This window comes from Virgibacillus halodenitrificans (assembly GCF_001878675.1).
Taxonomy (GTDB): domain Bacteria; phylum Bacillota; class Bacilli; order Bacillales; family Amphibacillaceae; genus Virgibacillus_Q; species Virgibacillus_Q halodenitrificans.
The window spans coordinates 675,925-697,079 of the sequence record NZ_CP017962.1 but is presented as its reverse complement, the minus strand read 5'-3'; the positions used below and the strand labels follow the sequence as shown (position 1 = coordinate 697,079).

27 protein-coding genes are annotated in these 21,155 nt (G+C 37.8%); 5 read left to right on the top strand and 22 right to left on the bottom strand.

What is annotated here, in order from left to right; genetic code table 11:
• Positions 1-17: 17 nt before the first annotated feature.
• The gene (locus BME96_RS03620; protein ID WP_071648291.1) at positions 18-494 is read right to left on the bottom strand and encodes a GNAT family N-acetyltransferase; all 477 of its coding nucleotides are present in this window, start codon (positions 492-494) and stop codon (positions 18-20) included.
• Between the two features lie 123 nt (positions 495-617).
• Between BME96_RS03620 and BME96_RS03615 the strand changes: the two genes are divergently transcribed.
• On the top strand, positions 618-1,847 hold the full coding sequence (locus BME96_RS03615; RefSeq protein ID WP_071648290.1) for an MFS transporter: 1,230 nt from the start codon (positions 618-620) through the stop codon (positions 1,845-1,847).
• Here BME96_RS03615 and BME96_RS19325 read toward each other — a convergent pair.
• The 11 genes from BME96_RS19325 to BME96_RS03560 form a co-directional block, all read right to left on the bottom strand.
• Entirely contained in the window at positions 1,788-2,600 is an 813-nt protein-coding gene (locus tag BME96_RS19325; protein WP_083547407.1) for a helix-turn-helix domain-containing protein, read from the bottom strand. The genes BME96_RS03615 and BME96_RS19325 overlap by 60 nt on opposite strands.
• Positions 2,601-2,646: 46 nt before the next feature.
• Positions 2,647-3,147 carry a GNAT family N-acetyltransferase gene (locus tag BME96_RS03605; RefSeq protein ID WP_071649941.1) on the bottom strand — a complete coding sequence of 167 codons (501 nt, stop codon included), beginning with the start codon at positions 3,145-3,147 and terminating at the stop codon, positions 2,647-2,649.
• A 504-nt stretch (positions 3,148-3,651) separates the two neighbouring features.
• Positions 3,652-3,927, bottom strand: a complete 276-nt coding sequence (locus tag BME96_RS03600) for a hypothetical protein (protein ID WP_156035938.1) — start codon at positions 3,925-3,927, stop codon at positions 3,652-3,654.
• A 38-nt stretch (positions 3,928-3,965) separates the two neighbouring features.
• Complete coding sequence (locus tag BME96_RS03595; RefSeq protein WP_060681068.1) at positions 3,966-4,997, bottom strand: potassium channel family protein; 1,032 nt, start codon at positions 4,995-4,997, stop codon at positions 3,966-3,968.
• Positions 4,998-5,230: 233 nt separating this feature from the next.
• Entirely contained in the window at positions 5,231-5,647 is a 417-nt protein-coding gene (locus BME96_RS03590; protein ID WP_071648288.1) for a GNAT family N-acetyltransferase, read from the bottom strand.
• A gap of 7 nt (positions 5,648-5,654) precedes the next feature.
• Positions 5,655-6,005 (bottom strand): ASCH domain-containing protein, encoded by a 351-nt coding sequence (locus BME96_RS03585; protein WP_071648287.1) that lies wholly within the window; start codon positions 6,003-6,005, stop codon positions 5,655-5,657.
• A gap of 5 nt (positions 6,006-6,010) precedes the next feature.
• On the bottom strand, positions 6,011-6,424 hold the full coding sequence (locus BME96_RS03580) for a VOC family protein (protein ID WP_071648286.1): 414 nt from the start codon (positions 6,422-6,424) through the stop codon (positions 6,011-6,013).
• The gene (locus BME96_RS03575) at positions 6,417-7,127 is read right to left on the bottom strand and encodes an aspartate/glutamate racemase family protein (RefSeq protein ID WP_071648285.1); all 711 of its coding nucleotides are present in this window, start codon (positions 7,125-7,127) and stop codon (positions 6,417-6,419) included. The genes BME96_RS03580 and BME96_RS03575 overlap by 8 nt, the downstream gene beginning before the upstream one ends.
• Positions 7,128-7,130: 3 nt before the next feature.
• Positions 7,131-7,595 carry a GNAT family N-acetyltransferase gene (locus tag BME96_RS03570; protein ID WP_060681060.1) on the bottom strand — a complete coding sequence of 155 codons (465 nt, stop codon included), beginning with the start codon at positions 7,593-7,595 and terminating at the stop codon, positions 7,131-7,133.
• On the bottom strand, positions 7,585-8,010 hold the full coding sequence (locus BME96_RS03565) for a hypothetical protein (RefSeq protein ID WP_071648284.1): 426 nt from the start codon (positions 8,008-8,010) through the stop codon (positions 7,585-7,587). Before BME96_RS03565 ends, BME96_RS03570 begins: the two co-directional genes overlap by 11 nt.
• Before the next feature lie 12 nt (positions 8,011-8,022).
• The gene (locus tag BME96_RS03560) at positions 8,023-8,508 is read right to left on the bottom strand and encodes a GNAT family N-acetyltransferase (RefSeq protein WP_071649940.1); all 486 of its coding nucleotides are present in this window, start codon (positions 8,506-8,508) and stop codon (positions 8,023-8,025) included.
• 166 nt (positions 8,509-8,674) lie between these two features.
• Between BME96_RS03560 and BME96_RS03555 the strand changes: the two genes are divergently transcribed.
• Complete coding sequence (locus BME96_RS03555; RefSeq protein ID WP_071648283.1) at positions 8,675-8,944, top strand: hypothetical protein; 270 nt, start codon at positions 8,675-8,677, stop codon at positions 8,942-8,944.
• Between the two features lie 97 nt (positions 8,945-9,041).
• On the top strand, positions 9,042-9,815 hold the full coding sequence (locus tag BME96_RS03550; protein WP_071648282.1) for a glycoside hydrolase domain-containing protein: 774 nt from the start codon (positions 9,042-9,044) through the stop codon (positions 9,813-9,815).
• A gap of 331 nt (positions 9,816-10,146) precedes the next feature.
• On the opposite strand, the gene BME96_RS03545 is transcribed toward BME96_RS03550, so the two are convergent.
• The 8 genes from BME96_RS03545 to BME96_RS03510 form a co-directional block, all read right to left on the bottom strand.
• Positions 10,147-10,800: an SIMPL domain-containing protein gene (locus BME96_RS03545; RefSeq protein WP_083547405.1), complete on the bottom strand. Its 654-nt coding sequence runs from the start codon at positions 10,798-10,800 to the stop codon at positions 10,147-10,149.
• A gap of 81 nt (positions 10,801-10,881) precedes the next feature.
• Entirely contained in the window at positions 10,882-11,439 is a 558-nt protein-coding gene (locus tag BME96_RS03540; RefSeq protein WP_071648281.1) for an SLOG family protein, read from the bottom strand.
• 195 nt (positions 11,440-11,634) lie between these two features.
• Positions 11,635-12,048: a spore coat protein gene (locus tag BME96_RS03535; protein WP_071648280.1), complete on the bottom strand. Its 414-nt coding sequence runs from the start codon at positions 12,046-12,048 to the stop codon at positions 11,635-11,637.
• Between the two features lie 200 nt (positions 12,049-12,248).
• Positions 12,249-12,401 (bottom strand): small acid-soluble spore protein P, encoded by a 153-nt coding sequence (locus BME96_RS03530; protein WP_019377013.1) that lies wholly within the window; start codon positions 12,399-12,401, stop codon positions 12,249-12,251.
• A gap of 129 nt (positions 12,402-12,530) precedes the next feature.
• Positions 12,531-13,877 carry a dihydrolipoyl dehydrogenase family protein gene (locus BME96_RS03525; RefSeq protein WP_071648279.1) on the bottom strand — a complete coding sequence of 449 codons (1,347 nt, stop codon included), beginning with the start codon at positions 13,875-13,877 and terminating at the stop codon, positions 12,531-12,533.
• Between the two features lie 618 nt (positions 13,878-14,495).
• Positions 14,496-15,719: an IS110 family RNA-guided transposase gene (locus tag BME96_RS03520; protein ID WP_071648278.1), complete on the bottom strand. Its 1,224-nt coding sequence runs from the start codon at positions 15,717-15,719 to the stop codon at positions 14,496-14,498.
• Positions 15,720-16,237: 518 nt separating this feature from the next.
• Positions 16,238-17,170 carry a manganese-dependent inorganic pyrophosphatase gene (locus tag BME96_RS03515; RefSeq protein ID WP_071648277.1) on the bottom strand — a complete coding sequence of 311 codons (933 nt, stop codon included), beginning with the start codon at positions 17,168-17,170 and terminating at the stop codon, positions 16,238-16,240.
• A gap of 68 nt (positions 17,171-17,238) precedes the next feature.
• A complete protein-coding gene (locus tag BME96_RS03510; RefSeq protein WP_071648276.1) occupies positions 17,239-17,796 on the bottom strand; it encodes a hypothetical protein in 558 nt (185 codons plus the stop codon).
• Between the two features lie 144 nt (positions 17,797-17,940).
• Here BME96_RS03510 and BME96_RS03505 point away from each other — a divergent pair, with 144 nt between their 5' ends.
• Entirely contained in the window at positions 17,941-19,059 is a 1,119-nt protein-coding gene (locus BME96_RS03505) for an NAD(P)/FAD-dependent oxidoreductase (RefSeq protein WP_071648275.1), read from the top strand.
• 101 nt (positions 19,060-19,160) lie between these two features.
• A complete protein-coding gene (locus tag BME96_RS19505) occupies positions 19,161-19,322 on the top strand; it encodes a hypothetical protein (protein ID WP_019377008.1) in 162 nt (53 codons plus the stop codon).
• Between the two features lie 35 nt (positions 19,323-19,357).
• On the opposite strand, the gene BME96_RS03500 is transcribed toward BME96_RS19505, so the two are convergent.
• Together BME96_RS03500 and BME96_RS03495 are read right to left on the bottom strand one after the other, a co-directional pair.
• Complete coding sequence (locus BME96_RS03500) at positions 19,358-20,311, bottom strand: cation diffusion facilitator family transporter (protein WP_071648274.1); 954 nt, start codon at positions 20,309-20,311, stop codon at positions 19,358-19,360.
• A 56-nt stretch (positions 20,312-20,367) separates the two neighbouring features.
• Complete coding sequence (locus BME96_RS03495) at positions 20,368-21,012, bottom strand: YczE/YyaS/YitT family protein (RefSeq protein WP_071648273.1); 645 nt, start codon at positions 21,010-21,012, stop codon at positions 20,368-20,370.
• Between the last annotated feature and the right edge of the window lie 143 nt (positions 21,013-21,155).

Genomic DNA, 21,155 nt, shown 5'->3' with positions numbered 1-21,155 from the left:
TTTTAAAAAGAGGAAGCTTATCCTTTATTTCTTGTCATCGTAATAAAAGTTGCCCGCTCTGTATTAAATTCGTTTTCTTGTTTAAATCCAAACTTTTTATATAAATGGATGGCACGTTTATTGAAAGTAGCGACTGTTAGACGTTGCGGCAGATCGGGTGAATTCTGCCCAATTGTTTTAAATATATAGTCACAAAATGAATAACCTTTTCCTTGACCAGTTAAATCTGGATTCATACCGAACCCAATATCGAGTTTTCCTTTCTTGTAAGCTTCTACCCTATTCCCCGCTGGCACTTGTGCAGCAGTTCCAGTACAGTAAAAACCAATCAGTCTCTGCCTCTCATCTACAATTGCAAAATAATCCTCGCTTATAAATTCATGTAAAGCTTCTTCCGTTAGTTCATTATTATAAAAATCATATGGTTTATCATATTTCCAGTTTAGTATGGACATGGCAAGCTCTACATCCATAGGAACTGTTTTTAGCTTCATATTATGTCTCCCCTTCTCATAATCGAATGAAGTAATTCTATCAAAAAATTGCTGGAGTTCAGCGCAAGATTCAGAAAGAAAAGGTAGCCTCTCCTTCGTAAAATAGATGAGAGGTGAAAAACAATGTATCTAACTACATTAACTAACAAAAATATTCGATATTATTTGCTCGGAGGTGGTGTTTCTCGTTTAGGTGATGTACTTTCTGGCATGGCTTTTCTTTTTCTTGCTTATGATCTTACTGATTCAACTATATATACAACTATAATGGCAATTGCAGAAACAATACCATACTTGTTATTTGGACTGATTGGTGGTGTTATTGCAGATTGGATTCCTCGAAAAAAACTATTAATTTTATTAGATAGTCTACGTATTCCTATTATTTTATCCGTCTTTCTTTTCCATCAGACTGGTTTACTAAGCTTTAGCTATTTACTTATTGTAAGCTTTGTCATTCAAACAATAGGGTGTTTTTTCAACCCTGCACACCGGGCCATTTTACCAATGATTACACAAGCTGAGCAACGTGCCTCTGCAAACAGTCTATATGATACGGTTAGTCGTGGCGTCACAATCTTAAGTCCCGTCTTATCTGTTTGGCTTCTAACTTATGGAACGGTTTATTTTTTTATCGTTGATGCATTATCCTATGGTATTAGTATTGTATGTCTCAGAAAGATCCATTTTACGGAAGAAAAAAACCTGGCTAAAAAGACAGTTCGAACTGCAGTTCTTTCTATCGTTGAGTTTTTTTCGTGGGTGAGAAAACATACAAAGGTAAAATATTTGTTTACTGTAACATTTCTAGTTGTGTTTTTTAACACCTGGGTATGGCAAGTTGGGTTGTTGCTTGCTCTAACTGAACTAACCTCAAACAGTAAAGAACTATATAGCATCCTTCAAGGGGTTTTCGGAGCTATTGTTATCATTACTAATCTAATTATCCCTTACTTCATTCGGGAGATGACCCTAAAAACATATCTTATAGGAGCACTTTTATGGGGTTTGGGGATAACCTATTACGGATTCATGTATAGTCTGACACACTTTTTTATTGGTGTAGCCTTAGTAGGAATTGGCCTGCCATTGTCCAGCTTAGCGAGAGTTTATATGCTCCAAACTCTTGTGCCTGAGAACATGCATGGTCGTGCCTTTAGTTCCAATGCATTTCTTCTTTATACGGCAAATACTGTTTCTCTTTTGCTTTTTGGACTGCTTGTTATAGTTACTCCTATTCAATGGTTAATGCTTGGTAGTGGCCTAATGATCATCACAATAAGTTTAGCCGCGTTAACTATTTCTTCGGTAAAGCAGTCGAAATTCCGAGGGAGTTCTCCCATAGATTTTTAGAAATAGCGTGTTAAAGGATGAAACGTTTTTAAAACCAACATCCAGGGCAATTGATATAATACTTCTATTCGTCTTAGTTAAAAAATGCTGGCTTTTTAGTAAACGAAATAACTGCAACCAAGAGTACGCAGATAATCCCGTTTCTCTTTTAAATGCATGAGAGAACGGAAATTTATTCATGCCAGCTATCGTTGCCATATCATCCAACGACCAATCCTGCTGGTAAGATTGCTTTAACGCATCAAGCACTCTATTTATATTCGGCGAATATAAGCTATGTGGCAATTCCTCAAGCTGGGACCCTGGAGCGTATTGAAGCATCAGTGTTGTCAACTGAATAAGGCTTGACTCAATAAATAATTTCTGCATTCCAATTGTCATATTTTCATTCATGGTAAGAAAATTTTTCGTGAAAGATACCCATTGTAATAGCAGGGGATTTTTAAAAGCAGTAGAGGCAAATTCCATATCTGTTCCTGGAACACCCAGTTGACTAGCTATTTCATTTAGTAAATTCGGTTCAACTTCAACGAGAAATTTTTCTTGTGTTACCTGAATCTGTTTGTGCTCAAATTTCGGATTAAATATAAAAAACTGGTCTTCCTCTATTTGAATGTCAGAACGAGACGTTTGATAGAGGCTTTTTCCATAAGGAGTAAATATTAACTTATAGCATGAATCATATCTCCAATCACGTTCACCTAATCGGTCGGTACGATATAATAAAAGCCCTTTTTTATCCTGCAAAATCATTTAAAAAACTCCTAATCTTAGTCAATCAGCTAAAATACAAAACTTCCTAGATGAACAATACCATATGAACTTCATCATAGTACACATCTTCCAACTTAAGTGCCTTGGTCTCTGTTCCAAAAGAACGAAAACCCATATCTTGATAAAGGCGACTTGCTCTCGTATTTGTTTTTACTACACTAAGGTTAATTTGTTCAATTTCTCTTAATGCTTGTGCCTTTTCTATTGCCTCTTGCAGAAGGGCTCTTCCTATACCCTTGCCGCGTTCTTCCGTGGAGACATACATTGCAAACAGATTTGCTTTGTGCTTTATTTTCTCTCTTGTTTCAATTAATAGAGTTACCATTCCAATGAGACTTCCATTCTCAAACGCTCCAAATGTGTAATTCTCTTCCTTTTCCAGATTGGCAGCAACGCCTTGCAATGGGTTTTCTCGCTGAACTGCCTCTTCATAACTAGTTAAGAATGCTTCTGGATGTCTCTTCAAAGCTTCCAATCTTAAATTCCAATAGCTTGCTGCATCTGCAGGCTTCAATCGTTTAATCAGCATCGTCCAATCCTCCTATTTTCTAATCTATTATATTCGCTATTTATCAAGCATTTTCCTTTAGTGGTTTGGAGAATAGACAAAAAAGTTTCATAATAAAGGTATTTTTTATGTACGTTTGGTGTATTTCTGCTAAATAACTGTTGGAAAAAATATGCTTTAGCTATAAATCCCCCGCTTTTTCAGTGCTTCAGTGATCATAAACCAATAAAAAAAGGCAAAATGAAACAGGCTAATGCCGATTTCATTTTGCCTATTATTAGGACCGATTAAAATTTTTACTATTTTTTCGTTTGTTAAGAAACTTTCTAACGATCGGATAGATGACTGGCCCGTATCTAATTAGTCTTTTGATTAAGCGTCCCATTCATTGTTCCTCCAATTCATTCTTGGGTTATTTATATATTCCCTTTAACTAGACAACATTAAACAATCTACTTGAGAAAAGCGCAGCTGTCCGTAAAATATAGACATTACTTCTGTTAATATATCTTTAAGGGCATATTATAAAAATAAAAAAGGGGCTCCTATACACAGTACCGCAATAATTATTAAATACCATGTACTTGCTTTAGACAACTTCTTGCTTCTTTTACCTTTATACCAACCAGTGAATTGCAGTCTATTTCGGTAGTATACAAATAACAAAATATAAATACCAACGATCCCATACCATTGATCCTTTTGTTCAATACCATTATTTGTATATACCTGTCCTAATATATACCAAGCGATTCCTCCAACAAGCGTAAAAATAACAATAATCCGTATTAAGTCCAATACTAGCCTCATCAATTCACACCTTTCCCCCGTGGTAACTAGCTTGATTTCTTAATTTGTTCGTAAATTTCACTCTTACAAACAATTAACAATTTGGATTGAGGTGGAAGTTTTTCCGAAGATTTAGCAGCGATATCCAAGTTATTATCTACAGACAATAATGTTGCTCCCATGTTATGCAGAGATTGACACGCATCCCCATATGTTTTCCATGAAGCCTGGGGAACTATCGTAAAAATATCTTCACCATAATTAGAGGAGGTCAACTGTCTGAAAACCTCACTTATCCCTTTATATGTTCCGCTTTTGGCTATCAATCTGGCACTAGTTTGATTAGGTGTAATAAATTCATCCACCCCGCCGTGAACAAAGCTTGCAATATGCTTTTCGCTTGTCACTTCTACAATCGTGTAAATAGATTTGTTTATTTTTTGAGAATAGTCTTCAACGGAAGTAGCGACGAGCAAAGTTTGACCATCCGCAAAAGATGCATTTGGAACACCATCTGAAGAAAAAATCATAACAGAAGTAGAGTCAGCAATATTTGCTTTTTCAAGTGTATGTATATCGGCAGGCTCTCCATGCACAAAATGGACATGCTCATGGACAAAAGGCACCTTTTCTATATCTTCATCTATTAGAACGATTTGTTTATCTTCATGCATATTTAGTAACTCTTGTATGGTTTCCTTGGAACGTCTTGTGTAATTAATAATGACAAAATGATCTTTTCCTTTAAAAGCCAATTTCCCACTCTCCTTCTTATTTTTAAATTCTACGTATACGTCCACTACATAGCCTACAGCTACCCCCATTATGCCAATACCGACAATGTAGACAATAACCATAGCAAATAGTTGACCACCCGCTGTCACAGGAGAAATATCTCCGTAACCTACCGTGGTTACACTTGTCATAACCCACCAAAGGGCAGAGAAATAAGTGGTAAATGTTTGTGGTTCTATTACCTGAATTGCTTTGGCAGAAAGTAGAACAAAGATGAGCAAGCCTATAAATATCGTAGCTTTCACATTCATCTTCATTGCTTTCTGCAAAATACGAAATATCATAAATGACCTCCTGGGTTTTTAGTAATCGATTGAGAAAGGACAGGTTGTGTTGTTAAGTGTCGCGAATGTACGTGGTGTTGTCTCGGTTGTGAGCGCTGCTGTCTTGGCTGGGCGCGTTGTTGTCTCGGCTGAGTGTCCTGCTGTCTCGGTCGATCCGCGCGTTGTCGCGGATGAGTGCTTTGTTGTCGCGGACAGCTCTTATTTTGGCTCAACCATTAGGATAATAACAGCCCCTATTCCAAAATTGTTTTTCTATAACCATAAAAAGGACGAAATTGTTTTTGTTCATAGAACGTGCGTGAAGTGCTGCTTGCTAACAACTCCATTCTGGTTTTCGGGTATAATTGATGAACATAGTCTAATAACATTTTACCAATCCCCTGTCCCCTATGTTCCCTCTTTACTAATAGTTCACAAATAAAAAGAGTTATATATTTATCTGTCAGCCCGCGTACATAGCCAACGATCTCACCGTCCAGTTCAGCAATATAAGTCACATTTGAGTGAGACCAGGCTTTTTTTAAGTCACCAGATTTTACGACAAGGTTGCCCCACTCTTCTAACTTGTTGAGTTGATTAATAGAATCAAAGTCCTTTGTGTCATAAGCACGGACAATGATCTCAGATTCACAGATGGAATTCCTCTCCATATGAAATTCACCTTTCTTTAATTAATTTCACCCCGATTGCAAGTGTTCCCCATTTCTCTTCCTGCCTCGGGGAATAGATTTCATAAGTAGCTTCCACCATTTCACTTAAAGAACCACCCTCATCTCCAAAGTGTTGAGTTGGTATCGCTAAATACATAGCTTCAAATGTATTAAAAGTCTCCAGACTAATTACGTGGACTTCTAGCTTTTCTTTTAACTCAGGCAGCTTTCTGAATTCAATTCTATCTCCTACAGATAGCCCCTGTCTTTTAGGATCATTTAAGCGAACTTCAATTGTTTTTTTACCTGACTTCATAGCAGTAAAAGGGCCTTCATTTAATTTCATTTTATGCGACATGCTAATTACTCCTTCATCCTTTGTTTGAAGGTAGGACTTAACTCACTCCAAACATCAAACTTATTACCATCCAAGTCGGCAAATACAAAGTTCCTTCCAGCATGGCCTCTGTCTTCTATATCACCAACCTGGACAGCTTTTTGTTTTAAATCTTTATGTAGGATTTTTAATTCTTCTAAACCATCTACCTCGAAGGTAAGAGAAAAACATTCCGTTCCATTAGCTGCATAGAAATTGGCTGATGCTTCTTCCTTTGCTTTTATCAGAAAAAAACTTTGATCAGCAAGTTCTAGAATCGCCTTTTCTTTATCCTGATAATTTATTTTAGCCCCTAACTTAGCTACATACCACAAGGCTGCCTCTTCAAGGTGACGCACAGGTAAGTAGATTGTTCCCACTCTTATTAGCTTTTCATTCAATTTTTGTCGCCTCTTCTCCTAATGAAATTTTCACAGCTTCCACGGCATGAATACTCGTCGTATCAAATACTGGGAGACATACTTTTTCCTGCTTCACTAAAAGTCCGATCTCTGTGCAACCTAAAATAATCCCTTCTGCACCTTGCTCTTTTAACTTTTCAATTACTTCATGAAAAAAAGCACGGGACTCTGGAAGCAGTTGTCCAAGGCAAAGCTGTTCAAATATAATTTGATTTATTTTCTCTCTGTCTGTTTGACCTGGTGTCATTATTCTGAGGCCTTGTGATTCTAATGTCCCCTTATAAAAGTTCTGCTCCATTGTATATGCAGTTCCTAATAAGCCTATATTTTCTATACCCTGCTGTTTAATTCGGGTAACAGTTGCTTCCGCAATATGTAGTATGGGGATACGGATAAATTTCTCTACTTCTTGAGCTAACTTATGCATGGTATTTGAGCAAATAACAATAAATTCAGCACCAGCCATTTCTAGTCTCATTGCAGCATCACCCAAAACCTCCGCTGCTTTCTCCCATTCATTTAATGATTGATATCTCTCTATCTCGGCAAAGTTAACACTAATCAACAAGCATTCAGCTGAGTGTAATCCACCAAGCCGGCGCTGTATTTCCTGATTAATTAACCGATAATATTCAGAAGTCGATTCCCAGCTCATACCTCCAAGAAGCCCAATTCGTTTCATTCATTAGCCTTCTTTCTGTAAATTTTTTTCTAAACGAAGCATATCTCTACATCTGATTCCATTTTCAACTATTTCTTCCTCATAATGATCTGTAAAATAATCCTTTCTTACACCGATAATGCGAAAGCCACATTTCTGATACAATGCAAGTTGTCCAATGCTGGAATTACCAGTACCAATCTGTATCACGTCATAACCCTTTTGTTTTGAATTCTCAATGGCATGTAAAACCATTTTTCTTCCGATGCCTTTTCCTTGCATATTTTCTTTCACAGCAATGTTAACCAATTCAATAAAGCGAAGGCCTCTTGGAAGAAGAACATATACACCTACTATAGCTTCACCTTCAAATGCAACATAACATTCCCCTCTAGCAAGATAATCCTCTACTATTTTTAAGGAAGGATCTGCAAGAAGCAACAAATTCATTGGGGCATCTTCCAGATCTTTTATTCTTTTAATTTCCATTGCTTGCTTTCCCTTCTATTAAATGATCGTATTCTTTTGTACTGGTTACAGGGATAGAATATCTACCAGCATAATTATGTAAATCGTCAAATACTTTCTGCGAGTTATAGTTATTAATATGGATAGGAAACCCCTTTTCTCGTAATATTGCAGCCCCTCTCTTCTTCCAACCAACACGCTTAAATTGTATCTCCTTCATTTCTTTTGGAGAAATCCTTACTTCTCTAATAATAAAATTAAATAGTGTTACTCTATAAAAGATTTCTGTGTCCAATGTTAACTGCATGCGACATAAACTAGCAGCAAATAGAAGCACCGTACCAATAAGAAAATATGAACTTATATCAATTAGAATCAATGTGACTAGTATTAAAATGAGTAGAAACGCAGTTCTCGGTCTGCCATAATACGTCATTACCCTGCTCCTTTAAACTGTTAATTCCATGCGAATAGTTTTCAAAATATGGCCATCAAAATTCTCATCGAAGGTAGAGATCATTTCAAACCCTTTTGCTTTGTAAAATTTCTTACCTATTTCATTATCTTTTTCTACATTAATAAAGATCTTTTTCACCTCAGGTAAATAGGTTATTCCCTTTTTAAGAAGGGCTGTGCCAATGGAATTACCTTGATATTCAGGGAGTAAATAAATTGCACCCAGCTCTGCTACTCCTTCGTTAGAAACAGAAGAGAAATTAGCAAAGCCAACTACTTTCCCGCCTACTTCAGCAACAATAATTGTTGATATTTCGATTCGTTGTTTGAGCATTTTTTCACTGTATGCATGTTTTAAAAAGTTATCTTGAATTTTCCTCGGTATAATTCCTTCATAGGTTGCATGCCAGCTTGTTTCAGCAACATATTGCACTTCTAAAATATCATCCTGCTTCATTTTTCTAATTAAAAATTTCATTTCGTCTCCTCCATTTACAACTATAATATCAGAATTTTCCTTTATAGCGGGAGTATTATGTAAAACTTTACTTCCCTTATTTTTAAAATGATTTTCATATGTTATCTTACGAACTTGGCTTATAATGTAGTTATAATCCGCAATAATCATAAAAGGAGCTCAAAAAATGACATTATTTTTTATAATTGCGCCACTAACCTTTATCCTTCTTACTAGTTTAAATTGGTTTTTTGGTCGGTCAAAATCACCACTGGCATATCTCATTCCTATTTCAGTTATTTTCATTAGTATGATATTGATAATAATCGCATTTCTTATAAATGATCTTGAAGGTATTGGCATCATTGGTTTTGCATTATTTATTGGTGCAGCGGTCGCATTGTTGATTACTGCCATTATTTCAAGTAGTAAAGAACTGAAAAAACATCTCTTTTAGCCTGTGCCTTCTTATAGGGCAGGCTTTTTTCATCTGCTTAACGCCCAAACATGAGATTCCATTCTCCCATATACTGCAATAATGGGAGGTGGGGAAGTTGAAGAAAATTGACTTGCTCGTATTTTTAGGTTCAGTAACCGTGCTAGCCATATCAGCCTTTTTCATTTTATTTACAGGTAAGCAGAATAATGATAATGCTAATGATGGCGAACAGACATCAGGTAATGAAGGTACTGAAATTTTTTGGGGAGTAGATTCAGCCAGTAAGGTAGATGAAGATATGTTTCAGTGTGTCGCAGAAAACTTTGGAGAACCGCGTGTATGGGGAAGATATCTGGTAGATATTCAAGATGTTTCCGTTAGTATTGATAAAGAGGAAGCAGCATTGTTACATCAAAAGGATGTGGACATTCTTGCCATTTATAACGCTGTTACTGATGCTACCGGACAGGAAGCTGGAATAGATCATGCTAATAAAGCAATTGAAATAGCAAAAAGCTTAGATATCCCCGATGGTGTTGTTCTTATTGTGGATATTGAACCGAGTTTTCCTATAGATACCGCTTTTCTAGAAGGCTGGTATAACACGATAACTAATTCTCCCTATTCCCCTGGGGTGTATGGCGTATTTGACGAAGGAAGTGATCTTCTGACAGCATTTACAGCCACAGACAAAAAAGTACAAGAAAATATGATTGTCTGGACCGCTTTCCCTCAGGTAGAAATAACTACAAAAGAAAACGCTCCTGAATATAATCCCCAAGGTCCTGAGAACAGCATGCTTTACGGGTGGCAATACGGAATTGAAGCAGATGCCTGTGCAATTGATACAAATTTATTTGAAGAGGAAATTCTCGATTATCTATGGTAAATAGAAGTAAAGATCAAGGTTCCTATTATGGATGTATGATTGGGTTCTATTTGTATTACCCTTATTCAAAAGAAGCGATAAATTGGTTTTAGCATCGTTTTAATGATGAAATAAAATGAGGGAGGTTAACTAAGTCTAGCTAGTTAACTTCCCTCTTTTGTATATTTTGTATGATACTAAGCTAAATTAAGCAAGATTTTTTGGGGGAAGAATTGCTGCCGTCTCGGATAGAAGGCTTGGGGTGAGGCGCACTCTAGATGTCCCTTGTGAATTTAGGCTATTATCGAAATTTCAGATATAAGTTTAGCTAGCTCAAGAGCTTTTTAATTTTTTAATAGTTAAAGGTTGCTTCCAGGGCTGCTTGAATAATAATCTGTCCAGGCTCTATTGGTGTTTGCGCCTGACTGAACGCCATTGTTTTGTATAGAACAGGACCTTCACTTCTAAATTCTTTTATTCTTATAGGGATTGATGAAATGGTAGTATTCATTGTCTGGCCCAATACGCCAGCTTTAGTTACTGCATCTTTCAGAGCGTTGCTTAATGCCTGTTCCTCAAACTTCTCTGAATTATCCACTTGAAACTGAACGTTGCTCACACGGTTTACTCCATTTTGAACAGCTAAGTCAATTAAATAGCCGGTTTTTTCAAGCTGCTTAATTTGCACACTGATTGTATTCGTTACTTCATAGCCTCTAAAAATCTGTTTACCTTCTACATAATCGTACATTGGCTCCACCGTATATGAGATGGTTTGTATTTGTTCACTTGGAATTCCTGCTTCATCTAGAGCTTGAATAACTTTTGTCATTATTTCTGAATTTTGTTGTTGCGCCTGGCTAAGTGATTCACTCTCTGTTATTACCGATAGCTGAACCACAGCCATATTCGGCTCAACAACTACTTCCCCATTCCCCGTTACTACGATCGTCCGATTCATACTTTCGCCGTTTTGTCTGCTCGGCCATATATACGTAGGATACAAAGCTGGCCCTCCTTACTACTTCATCGTTCTTTATCATTGTATGCAAGGAGTGAGGATAGTGTAATCCGCAGGCTTGTCCGATTAGCCAGACCAATAATCTGGGTTTTGCATACGAAGTTCCTCTACAACGTCATCCAAATCAGCAGGAGTTATCACGTAGATCGGATAATCCTTTTCTATTTCCTTTGCTGCCTGATAAAAAAATCGATTACTTCCGGGAAATTCATCATCCATTAGCAAAAGACAGCCATCACTTTTATCAGCAAACCACAAATTTTTTGCTTTAAATTGAAAAGCACCTTTATAATCCCCTTGGTAAATTGGTTTATAAAAGTCAGCAACCAATGTTAACTCCTGATACTTTTCCTGTAAATGCTCCGGCCATCGATTTTCCTGATTTTCGAACGGAGGAAATATCCCCAAGTTAATGTTATATTTTTCTTTCAAATCCATAACTACTTCGGCTGTCCACAACTCTACTCCCATCTGTCCGGAAATAATTACCCATTGCAGGCCCTCTTCAATAAAACCTATTAAACGTTTTTCTATTGCTGCTTTAATAAAATCAATTCGTGGATCATTTTCCTTAAATATGCTCAACTCCATCGGTTTATACCCAGTCACAGTTACTATTTTCATTTCGTATTCTCCTTTTTCCCAGCATACAGAGCAAATATCGAAGCATTTGCAAGTAATAAAAAACGAACATAAGCCAATAAAACGTTGTGACTACTTTGTCGTAGTTGCTTTATTCATCAAAATGATGGCTGTTCGTGCAAAAGTAATTATTAAGACCTAAAAAAGAGGCCAGCATTTGCCAGCCTATGATTTACATTAACACCATTTGTTTGGTTTCTTCCAATGATGTGGTCCATACATACCTGGATCCATCGCACCTGCTACCTGACCTGGAGCATAACCTGGTCCCATTCCTGGTGACATTGCTCCAGCTACTTGGCCTGGAGCAGCTCCTGGTCCCATTCCCGGCGACATCGCTCCTGCTACTTGGCCTGGAGCTGGTACGTTAAATGAACCTCCATACACATCTACACTATTTGTTGTATGCTGTACAGAAGTGGAATGTGGATACATGTGTTTGTTTTTTATCAAATGATGATTCATTATGGTTGTATGTGATGGATGGATATGATCAACTTGACTTTCTGAAAAGTTGTTCACACAATTATGCTTGGTCGGATATACTATTTGTTTCGGGCAACCGCAATGCGGTCTCTTATGATGTCTCATTTAAAAATCCCCTTCCTCTAATAGGTTCACTAATAACCTATGGCAAACGGCTATGACTTGTATAAGTCATGTACCTATATTTGGGAAATTTAATCATACTAATTTATATTTTACATCAATGTACTGTTATTTACTCACCTATCTTTTAAAAGAAAAAGCTGTCTGCAGATAGCTCTTGCTATTTGCGGACAGCTTTTTTCTTACATATCATGACCTGGATTATGTTTTTGCCTCGTATGATTCGCTTGTTTTACTTTTTTTGATCCACTTAATGGTTCACCATATGGTTGCTGGGGACTTTGTGGTAATTTTGGTCGCTCTTGCTGCTTTGGTCCTTTAGGTTTCCCACCCATCGCACCTGCCTCCTTTCTTATCTTCCTTAGGATTCGAGGATCAATCCATTTTTATTCACTATATACCTTCTGACTTGGTAAATATAGGAGAGAATAGTAAGGAAACATTGAAGTCATCATTCTATTGAATTATAGCATTGTCGGGATGTCTGATATTGCAGTTGGGAAAACCAGAGTTAGCTTTTTAATCTCTTCTCTACTAAGTTGTAATTGAATAGCCATTGCGAAGAAGTTAATTAACTCATCTGCCTTACTGCTTATCATATGAGCACCCAGCAATCGTCCTGTTTTTTTATCTGTAATAATCTTCACAGCTGCTCTAGATTCATTTTTGTGTGCATAAGTAAACCAATCCTTCATACCTGTAAATTTCGATTCAGTATCGTAACCTTTCTTTTCTGCTTCTTCCTCTGTAATTCCGGCAGAAGCTACCTTTGGCATAGTAAATACAACAGAAGGAACCCCAGTATAATCAGCTTCCTCCCTGTTTCCATTAACAATATTTTCAATTACCACTCTTGCCTCTATACCCGCAACTGGGGTCAAGGGAGCTCCTTCTGTATCAGCAGCATCCCCTGCAGCGTATACGTGTGAATTAGTTGTGCTTTGTAAATATTTGTTCACGGTTATACCTGCTTTTTCATATGCCACGTTTCCATTTTCAAGCTGCAGATCCTCCAATTCAGGTATTCGGCCACCTCCATGTACTACCATATCTCCTGTCATTATTTCTTTTTTTCCATTCTTTTTCGTGACAACCTGGTATTGGCTTCCCTCTTGTTTAATTTCTTCTACTTCCGTATTCAAATTTACAGAGACACCTGTTTCCTCCATAGCTTCAATTAATTGCTGCACCATATCCTTATCAAATTGCTTTAAAGGCTGTTCTCCCCGTTGAAGAATATGCACATCACAACCTGCTTTTGCAGCAACATGAGCTAACTCAAATGATATATATCCCCCGCCTACGAAAAGAATACGGGACGGTAATTTGTCCAAATCTAAGAATTCATCACTTGTGGTAAGGTGCTCATTTCCTTCTATTGGTAATGGCATTGGTTTTGCACCGGTAGCTATTACAACATTTTTACCAAACAATGTTTCTTGTCCAATCATTATTTCCTGGTCATGTACAAAAGTTGCTACTCCATGAAAGGTCTCCACACCTGCATCTTGCATGCTAGTCTCCTGTTTTTCAGGAACAGGTTCAGTAAAAGAACGTTTAAATTGCATGAGTTCCTTCCACTCGATATTACTTGTTCTACCTATTCCTTTCCCTTGCATCTGCTCTGAATGTTGAACCACTTCCACTGCATCTGTCAACACTTTCTTCGGTATACATCCTCTCAACGGGCATGTTCCTCCATACCCACGGGAATCAACAGCCGCTACTTTTAATCCTTGTTTACTACATCCTGCAGCTATTCTTGAACCGCTTGGCCCTGTTCCAACCACAATCACATCAAACTTTCTCATTACACCACGACACCTTTCCGTCTTTAACAATCTAGTATAAATTTCCCCTATCTACATGTGTTTGAAACTCTCGGTTTAGTAGCTCATTCGATTTTAATAACGGTAATGAGTTTTAATGAAGTTATGCAATAGTTCGCAAATTGTATAAACTCCGACGTAACTTGATAGTACTGTAAACGGATTTCTAAAAATACACTAGCAAAAAGGTTACTTTAAGACGTTTAGAAGATCACCTATCGCCATTGATTTCCATTGCAGATGAACGCTTTCCACCGGCATGGCTTAAGCCGCTTCCTCCGCTACGCTCCGTCCAGGGTCTTCAGCTCATGCTATTTCGGCAGGAGTCGTGGGCCAACAGGACGTTGGTCATGCAATCGTTTCCACAGGACGTGGCGTTTTTAGATTGCCATCTTCCATTCCAATCAATTGGAATGGCTCTTCTATTTTAGAGAGTTAGAATGAAGTCTTTAGCGAAGGGAAAATATGAAGACTCCTACCATGAAAATAAAAGTACTATAATACTGAAAAATGTCAACACTAAAGTAGACGCAGCTCATTCACTTTAAAAAAAGTAGGAGAGCGCCGATGTCTAATGGGATATAGAAATTCAGTAAGATGTTAAGATACTATTTGTTCCTTGATTTCAACTGTATACCCTAAACTTTCCAGACGGCGCAGGGAATGTTTAACAATAGATTGTTGTCTTTGCTTATCGAAGTGATCTTCCCCTAAATCTACATACATTTCTTTACGAGTTAGTAGATAATAGGCTATTCGTAAAATGGCATGGGCGACTACAACTGCTGCTCGTTTTTTACCCTTACGGGAAGCAGTACGACGATAGAGTGCTCCGAGATAGTTTTTGGAACCCCGAAGTGAATGAGCCGCTTCAATTAATGCAGATTTCAAATATTTATTTCCATTCCTGGTTTTAGATGATTTGCGTTTCCCAGCACTTTCATTATTACCGGGAACTAACCCCGCCCATGAACACATTTGCGGTGCACTAGGAAATTGTTTTTTTATATTTGTTCCCAGCTCTGCAAGTATTTGTTCAGCCATTCTTGTTGCTATTCCTGGGATTGAATCCAGTCGCTCAATATCTTCCTGATATTCTCTCATTCTTTGTGCTATCTCCTTATCAAGCATATCTATTGTGTTAGTAAGGTAATCATAGTGGTCTATAATAGTCTTTATCATGAACCGTTGATGATCTTGTATATAACCTTGTAGTGCAAGTTTTAGTTGTTCTTTTTTCTGTTTCATTACGCCTCTTGCATAATTGGCTAAAACATCAAGGTCTTCAACGCCATTAGCTATAGATCGAAGCATATCAAGAGAAGACACTCCCGTAATGTTAGAAACAACAGAACCTAGTTTGATGTTAGCGCCTTCTAGCACTTTCTGAATTCGATTGAGTTGTCTTGCACGTTCTTCAATGATACTTCTACGATACCGAACAAGTTCACGTAGTTCCCGTTGATTCCGATCTGGGATGAAACTAGCCTTGAGTAAACCATGACGAAGAAGCTTGGCAATCCATTCAGCATCTTTAACATCTGTTTTTCTTCCTGGAACAGCTTTAATATGTTGCGCATTTACTACTAGGAATTCAATATCATCTGCTTCTAACAAATTAACAATTGGTTTCCAGTAGACGCTTGTACTTTCCATCGCAACATGGGTGCATTTGTGTTCCTTAATCCAATCCACTAACTCGATCAGATAAACGGTTTTGGTTGAAAATGTTCCAATCTCCTTTCCTTTTGGTGTAATAATGCATGCAGTAATGTTGTCTTTGTGGACATCTAGACCGCATGCTCTTTCAATGAGTATATCCATTAAAAAGTATCCCTTCTACGGCATCAAATATTTTAAGGCTGGCGCAACAACCAGAATAGGGTTAATCTACCATGAGTGCTTCCCGAAAGGAGCAACAATAAGTGATGCGCCGTGGTCGAAGGAGTCAGACTGCGGGTAGGGCTCTAAGGCACCAAGGAGTATCGACCTTCCTCATCCAGCCGTAGCACTAGTATCGTCACTCTACATCTATTTTCATCCCTTGTGGTGTATAGCTCTTTTTTTAATACATGGTTGACTGCGGGAAAAGCGAGACTAGCGAGACCCCACAGAACGGAACGTTAGTGTAGTTCGAGGAGGCTCGCAGGCCGCCCGCGGAAAGCGGAATATTTCCCCGCAGCGGTGATTCACGCACCCTCTATATTCCTAGTTAGTTCGCAGTTCCCACCAACTCTGCAAGTACAACATAACTTTTGACACCAATGTTTGCAATAGAACCCAATTGCTAGTCCAATAAAAAAGCAACCTCATTCTAAAATGAGATTGCTCTGACCATGATTTTATTTTGTAAATGCTTCTGTTAATGCAGTCACAATTTGTTTTTTACGAGATACTACTCCTTTAAGTAAGGCACGATTGTTATGGTCGAGTTCCACTCCAAATGCAGACTCTACTTTCTCCTTACCTTCTCCAAGCGCAAGTACTTCAGAATCATTATTAAGAATATCTGTAACAACAAACAAGAATAAATCAAGATCTTTATCCTTAATTATTTGAGCGATTTCTGGATTAATGTCATCCTGGAAGGCATAAATTTTACTCGTATCCACTGCGTTTACTTGAGCAATTTCCACTTTGGCATCCCCCATGGAGAACTCTTTTGCATCCATAGTTAATAATTCTGTAACTGTCTTATCACTTAAATCAGCACCGGCCTGAAGCATTTCCAAACCATATGTCTCCAGATTAACACCAGCAATCTCGGCAAGTTCATAAGCTGCATCGACATCTTCTTTTGTGCATGTTGGAGATTTTAATAATAAAGAATCTGAAATAATAGCAGATAACAATAACCCGGCAATTTCCTTGGAGACAGGAACTCCATTTTCTTTATACATTTTATTTAAAATGGTTGCAGTACATCCAACTGGTTCTGCACGAAAATACAAAGGTTCCTTTGTCTCGAAGTTGGAAATACGATGATGGTCAATTACTTCAGCAATTCGAACATCCTTAATGTTGTCAACCGTTTGTTGGAATTCGTTATGATCCACCAAAATAACTTCTTTAACCTGCTCATCTACTTTTTCGATTTGCTGTGGGGCTTCCATACCAAAATAATCTAACGCGAACTGTGTTTCCTTACTGACAACACCAAGTCTTGCTGCTTCCGCATTTACATTTAGCTTATTTTTTAAGTCAGCATAAGCAATTGCTGAGCAAATAGAATCTGTGTCCGGGTTTTTATGTCCGAAAATCAATGTCTTTTCCATGATCATTCTCCTTCTGTGTTTCATTCTATAATACAGATTACCATATTATATTCGCTGAAGAATAGCAGTTAGTTTTTAGCCTCTAATGTCTTTGTCACATTCCAAATTTTATCATATCCATTATAGCTATTCAATGCAATATCAAGGTCATGAAAGTGACGGTGCAGCTGTCGTACATCTTCAGTTTTTTGTTGATCTATGACGGACTTTGCAAGCTTTTTGATATCGTTTAAATCAGCCTTCAGCGTTTTATTTTTCACAGATTCTGATTGTTGTGCAATAAACTTGGAGACTTCTTCCGCTTTACTGACCTGTTTGTCCCAATCTAAATTACTGATTCCACCATATCCAGTTGTATTATTGTAAAAAGCATGCGCCTCCGAAATATACTCACCTATTTCTTTATGTTCCTTACCTACTGTATTTTGAATTTCTTCTATCTCTTGAACCTTTTCCTCAGACACTTCTTTTTTGCTTTGCGCTTCTCCGTCTCCTTCTCCTCCTATAACCGATTGAACATTAAGGTCAAATAATTGAAAGAAAAATATAAATGCACCAATTATGATAACTAATATCGTACTTATAACGGTCCAACCGAACCAACCTATTTTCTTCTTTTTACTCATAAAAAAACTCCTTTATATAATCCCTACCCTATTTACTTCTCGGCTATTGGTAATATTCCTTTAATTACTTTGCAATTCTTTACAATTCTACTGATTGTTTTTATGATTAATAAGAAAATAACTATACATTGGAGACGGATATACATGCATGTGACATACATTATTATAGGTGGCGGAATAGCTGGAGCCTCTACCGCCTACTATTTAGCGAAGGCGGGAAATTCGGTAACTATTATTGATCGAAAGGATGAAGGACAGGCAACAGATGCAGCAGCAGGAATTATTTGTCCATGGTTATCACAACGCCGGAATAAGGCATGGTATCACCTGGCTAAAAACGGTGCTAAGATTTACCCTGAATTAATTAAGGATTTAGCTCAAGATGGCGAAAAAGACACAGGTTATACGCAGGTTGGTGCAATTAGCCTACATACAGATGAAAAAAAGTTAATTGCAATGAAAGAACGCGGGTTAAAACGACGTGAGGAAGCACCTGAAATCGGAGATATAAGTCTACTGACACCTGAACAGACACGTGCCTTATTCCCACCATTAGGAGAAGAATTTGGAGCTGTTCATGTGAGTGGCGCTGCCCGAGTAGACGGTAGAAAACTTCGGGATGCCCTACTCCGTGGTGCACAAAAACATGGTGCCACATTTATTAGGGGAGATGCTTCATTGACTTTTGAAAATAAAATAGTAACAGGAGCAACAGTTAACGGAAAAAACATGACAGCAGATAGGGTAATTGCAGCAAACGGAGCATGGATGGGCAATTTACTCGCGCCACTTGGTGTTACTTTTCGTGTTAAACCACAGCGTGCTCAAATAATGCATTTAAAAGTAGAGCAGGAAGGCACGGGAGAATGGCCTGTAGTCATACCACCAAACAACCAATATATGCTGGCATTTGAAGATCAGCGCATTGTTGTGGGCGCAACACATGAGGATGATACCGGGTTTGATTATCAAGTAACAGCAGGTGGATTACATGAGATACTAACGAAAGCAATCGATGTTGCACCAGGTCTTCGTAACGCATCTGTTTTAGAAACAAGAGTTGGTTTTCGCCCTGTAGCTCCTGGATTTCTTCCCATCCTTGGTCCATTACCTGGATTTGAAGGTATTTTACTGACAAATGGCTTTGGGGCATCTGGCTTAACTATGGGTCCTTATATTGGCTCCCAACTTGCCAAACTGGCTCAAGGAAAGGAATTGGATATTGACCTTGCAAATTATGAAGTTGGAGGAGCAATTGGTTAGAAAAGCCTTTCATGACAGATAATTGAACATAGAACTAACCTTGTTTACACAGTGGGAAGGCTTTGGTAATCTTAGGATAAGAAACGTAAGGAGGCAATTGGATGAAAGGAAAATTCGTCGTCTTTATACTTATAATAGCTACTTTAGCCATGCTCGTACTCGCATGGTTTATGTTACAGGATGTAATTGTAGATTATGATTTGGATAGTGCACTTTCAACTGTCCCATACGCAAATTCAATAACCAAGCTACCTCCGATATAATTTTTACATAGACAGGGTAAGTAATCCTGTCTATGTTATTTTTCAGTCCAGCTTTTTTTATCATCATCTTCAATTATTCCTAGTACTACATCTGCTATTTCCGACTGTCGTAACAGTTTATCAGTTAGTTTAAATTTAATATCATCCGCATCTGCAAGACTAAGTCCTTTCATAAGTTCGACAGTGCCTTCCACATGGTATAATCTTCCTTCCTGCACAATTCTTATTTTTTTTATATCGACGACAGCTTTATCTTCTAATAAAATGCCAGTAATCTTTCTTTCCACTTCCACAGGAGCAGCCACTCCGATCAGACCGACCATATTATCATAACCAACGCGGAATGCGACAAACAGCATTAATAAACCAATTAGAATGGATATAAGCCCATCCGCTGCCAATATACCAAAGAATTGGGACAAAATAATTCCCAGCATTGCCAACACAGCCCCAGATGTTGCCACAAGGTCCTCATAGAACACCAAACGAGTAGCCGGAGATGCTTTTTTAACATTTTTAAATGCCGTGGAAAACAGTCCACCCGAATTATCAGCACTGGATTCTGCCTTAATTTCTTTCATGGCCTTTATTAAAATAAAGCCGTCTACTAACAAGGAAGCAAATAAAACACCAAAATTAAGTAATAGACCAGTGGATTCTTCCGGTTCTCTAAACAAATGCCATCCCTTTAAGATTGTTTCATACGCCATTACTGTGACTACAATTACTGCCACCATACAAAAAATATTAATAACTCGGCCAAACCCAGTCGGAAACCGTTTGGATGCAGGTAGTTCTGCTACTACACTTCCAAAATAAACAAACCCCTGATTAATAGCATCAGCTAGAGAATGCATAGAGGAAGCAAATACAGAGCCATTCCCTGTAAATGCCGCAGCTATCCCTTTTATACCAGCCAAAAAAGCATTACCTATTGCCGCAAAGCCGGAAGATGTATTCCCTTGCTTCAATCTTTTCCATAAACCCATAAATCAAACCTCCCATCATCTTAGCTATACCCTTAATTAAGATGATTGATTACAGATTATGCTCCCAGGTTTCTTGATTGCTTTTTAAGCAGTCTTGTTTCAATGTGGTCGATCTTATATTTACACCGTTTAAATGTGTATTGAAAGATAGGACTTTGAATAAAGGTGAAAATAAAGGTAAAGAAGAACACAGGCCCTCCGAGCAGTAAACCTAAGACGAGCACAGTACTTTCCGTTATTATTCTTATTCTGCCAATTGGCGCATGAAGCTTATCTGATATGGAAAGCATAAACCCATCACGCGGACCAGACCCTACTCCAGCTGCATTATATATTCCTCCGCCAACTCCCATGATGATAATGCCAGAGATCATAATAAATATGTCCGTCCATGTGTGAGTAGTTACTGGTAAAATATCAGTCCATAGATAAAAATCTACAAATAGACCTACCAGGATCGCGTTAAAAAATGTACCAATTCTTATGTAACTTTTATCCAATATCCAAGAGATAATGATAAGTAAGACAGATATAATGATATTCCAAGTTCCTATCGAAAAGCCAACTTTCTCATATAATCCGACATTCAACACATCCCACGGATGCACCCCCAGATATTGAACACGTATTGCCGTACTAATCCCCAGACTAAAAATCATGACCCCTATCAGGAAAATTGTCCACCGCATTGTTTGTATCATAACTTCCCTTCTTTCTGTCCCCACTATCATAATATGAAAAAAGAAAATATTGAAGCAACTTACTCATGCATTTATTTACTGTCACAGAAAGCTTTACTCGTTAGGAGGTTCCACTACATATGGAAACGTCAAAATATCCATAC